Annotated in this window: 2 protein-coding genes; both read right to left on the bottom strand. The window is 71.6% G+C overall.

Translation table 11 applies throughout. The annotated features are described in order from the left end of the window. Positions 1 to 1,340, bottom strand: a 1,340-nt coding sequence (locus AB1578_22690; protein ID MEW6490706.1) for an efflux transporter outer membrane subunit, incomplete at its 3' end; no start/stop codon positions are given. Between the two features lies 1 nt (position 1,341). Then, a partial coding sequence (locus AB1578_22685) for an efflux RND transporter permease subunit (GenBank protein MEW6490705.1) occupies positions 1,342 to 3,561 on the bottom strand: 2,220 nt, incomplete at its 5' end.

The following is a 3,561-nucleotide window of genomic DNA, read 5'->3' as shown; positions in this document are numbered from 1 at the left end:
TGGGCGGCGTAGAGCGCCCGTTGGGCGTCGAGGACGGCGAGGTAGCTGTCGACCCCGCCCCGGTAGCGGGCGTCGGAGAGGCGGTGGGTAACGGCCGCCGCCTCCACCAAGGCCTCCTGGGCGGCGAGCAGGTCGCCCAGGGTGCCGCGCTCGGCCAGGGCGTCAGCCACCTCCCGGAAGGCGTCCTGGATGGCCTTCTCATACCGGGTCAGCGCGATCTCCCGGTCGGCCTCGGCCACCGCGAGGTTGGCCTGGTTGGCTCCGGCGGTGAAGAGGGGGACAGTGATTTGAGGGAGGAAGCTCCAGGTCCGGGCCCCCCCGTCGAAGAGCCCGGAGAGCTCGTCGCTTCCGAGCCCCAGGGAGGTCGTGAGCGTAATCCGGGGAAAGAACGCCGCGCGGGCGGCCCCGATGTTGGCGTTGGCGCTGCGCAGCTCGTGCTCCGCCTGGAGGATGTCGGGGCGGCCCTGGAGGACCTCCGAGGGCAGCCCCGGCGAGAGGTCCTGGAGCACGGTGACGGCGCCGAGCTCGTCCGGGAGGAGTTCGGGGCCCATCCCCGTTCCCACGAGGAGCTGGAGGGCGTTTCGATTCTGGGCCACCCGGGCGGTGAAGCGGGCGATGTCGGCCCGCGCTGTCTCCACGCTCGTCTGGGCCTGGCGCAGGTCGAGCTCGGAGGCGATGCCGAGCTCGGCGCGCCGGCGGATGAGCCCGTAGGACGCCTCCTGGGAGGCGAGGGTGTCGCGGGCGAGCCGCAGGCGCTCCTGGTCCGCCGCGAGGGCCAGGTACCGCACGGCCACCTCGGAAAGCAGGCTAATCTGGACGCTGCGCTTGGCCTGCTCGGTGGCGAGGAACGCTTCGAGGCCCCGGTGCTCGAGGCTGCGGACCCGGCCGAAGAGGTCGAGCTCGTAGCCCGCCACGCCCCCTCCCACGGTGTACTGCCGGGCGATCGTGGACTCGCCGGTGGGCGAGAGGTCGGCCGGAATTCGCTGGGCCAAGGCGGCACCCGCGGCGTGGACCGCGGGAAAGAGCTCGGCGCGCTGAATCCGATACTGGGCCCGGGAGCGCTCGAGCTGGAGGGCGGCCACCCGCAGGTCCCGGTTGTTCTCCAGGGCGAGCTCCAGGAGAGCCCGGAGCTTCTCGTCGACGAAGAAGCGCTGCCACGCGAGTTCGGCCGGGGCCGGGGCGCCGGGCTCGACCGCGGCATACGCCGGCCCGCTCGGCCAGGCGGGCGCGACCGGCGCCTCGGGCCGGGCGTACTCGGGCGCCAGGGTGGCGCAGCCCCAGAGGGCAAGGGCCAGGCAGGAGGCGAGGGCGGGGAGGAGGGGGGCGGAAGCTCGCCTCATCTCAAGGCACCTCCGGGGACGGAGCCAGGCCGGCGGGGGCGTCGGCCGCGGCGGGCTGCCTGGCCGGGAAGAGCCGGCGCACCACCACGAAGAAGACCGGCACGAGGAAGAGCCCGAGCGCGGTGGCGGTGACCATGCCGCCCACCGTACCGGTGCCGATGGCGTTCTGGGCGCCGGAGCCGGCCCCCTTGCTCACGGCCAGGGGGAAGACCCCGATGCCGAAGGTGAGCGCAGTCATCAGGATGGGCCGCAGGCGAAGCCGCGCGCCTTCCAGGGTGGCCTCGATCAGCCCCACGCCGCGTTCCATCTGCTCCTTGGCGAACTCCACGATGAGGATGGCGTTGCGGGCCGAGAGGCCGATGGTGGTGAGGATGGCGATCTGGAAGTACATGTCGTTGGCGAAGCCCCGGGACGTGGCGGCGAGCACCGACCCCACGATCCCCAGGGGAACGACCAGCATGACCGAGAAGGGCACCGCCCAGCTCTCGTACAGGGCCGCCAGGCACAGGAACACCACCAGGAGCGAGATGGCGTAGAGGGCGGGCGCCTGGGCGCCGGCCCGGCGCTCTTCGTAGGAGAGGCCGGTCCACTGGAAGCCGATGCCCGGCGGGAGCTCTCCGGCCATCTTCTCCATCTCGGCCATGGCCTCCCCGGAGCTTCGGCCGGGGGCCGCCTGGCCCAGGATCTGGATCGACGGCGTGCCGTTGTAGCGCTCGAGCCGCGGCGAGCCGTACTGCCACCGGCCGGCGGCAAAGGCCGAGAAGGGCACCATCTCGCCCCTGCGGTTGGGGACGTACCAGCGGCCGATGTCCTCGGGAAGCATCCGGTACGGGGCGTCGGCCTGGACGTACACCTTCTTGACCCGTCCGTCCTGGATGAAGTCGTTTACGTAGGTGCTGCCCCAGGCGGTGGCGAGCACGCTGTTCACGTCGGCCAGGGAGACCCCCAGTGCCCCCGCCCGGGCGTCGTCGATGTCGAGCTTGAACTGGGGGGTGTCCTCCTGCCCGTTGGGGCGCACCGCCACGAGCTTGGGGTTGCGGGCGGCCATGCCCAGGAGCTGGTTGCGCGCCTCCATCAGCCCCGCGTGCCCCAGGCCCGCCCGGTCCTGGAGCTGGAGGTCGAAGCCGTTGGCCTGCCCGAGCTCGACCACGGCGGGCGGGGTGAAGGCAAAGGCCAGGGCGTCGCGGAAGCGGGAAAACGCCCCCATGGCGCGGCGGGCCACGGCGCCCGCCCGAAGCTCCGGGTCCCGCCGGAGCTCCCAGTCCTTGAGCTTGACGAAGGCGAGCCCCATGTTCTGGCCCCGGCCGGCGAAGCTAAAGCCCGTGACGGCCATCACGGCCTCAACGGCCCGCACCTCCCCCTCCAGGAAGTGGCGCTCCAGGTCCTGGATCACCTGGAGGGTGCGCTCCTGGGTCGCGCCGGCCGGAAGCTGCACCTGGCAGACGATGAAGCCCTGGTCCTCGTCGGGCAGGAAGGCCGTGGGGAGCCGCAGGAGGAGCACGGCCATGGCGGCCACGATGCCGCCGTAGAGGACCAGGTAGCGCCCCGGCCGCCGGACCATCCGGCCCACCGCGCTCTGGTAGCCCCGGCTGCTCCGGTCGAACCACCGGTTGAACCACCGGAAGAACCCCCGAAACCACCCGGTCTCGGCGGCCACGTGCCCCTTGGCCACGGGCTTCAGGAGCGTGGCGCACAGCGCCGGGGTGAGGATCATGGCCACCATCACCGAGAGCAGCATGGCGGTGACGATGGTGATGGAGAACTGCCGGTAGATGACGCCCGTGGAGCCCCCGAAGAAGGCCATCGGGAGGAAGACCGCCGCCAGCACGAGCGCGATTCCCCACAGGGCCCCGGTGATCTGCCCCATGGACTTGATGGTGGCCTCCCGGGGCGGCAGCCCCTCCTCGGTCATGATCCGCTCCACGTTCTCCACCACCACGATGGCGTCGTCCACCAGGAGCCCCACCGCGAGCACCATGGCGAACATGGTGAGCGTGTTGATGGAGTACCCCCCGGCGGAGAGCACGCCGAAGGTCCCGAGGAGGACCACCGGCACGGCGATGGTGGGGATGAGCGTGGCGCGAAAGTTCTGGAGGAAGAGGAACATCACGAGGAAGACGAGGACGATGGCCTCCACGAGGGTCTTCACCACCTCCGTGATGGAGATCTTGATGAAGGGCGTGGTGTCGTAGGGGTAGACCACCGCCATGCCCGGCGGGAA

The organism is Thermodesulfobacteriota bacterium (genome assembly GCA_040756475.1).
Classification (GTDB): Bacteria; Desulfobacterota; Deferrisomatia; order Deferrisomatales; family JACRMM01; genus JBFLZB01.
This window is presented reverse-complemented; position numbering and strand designations above follow the sequence as displayed.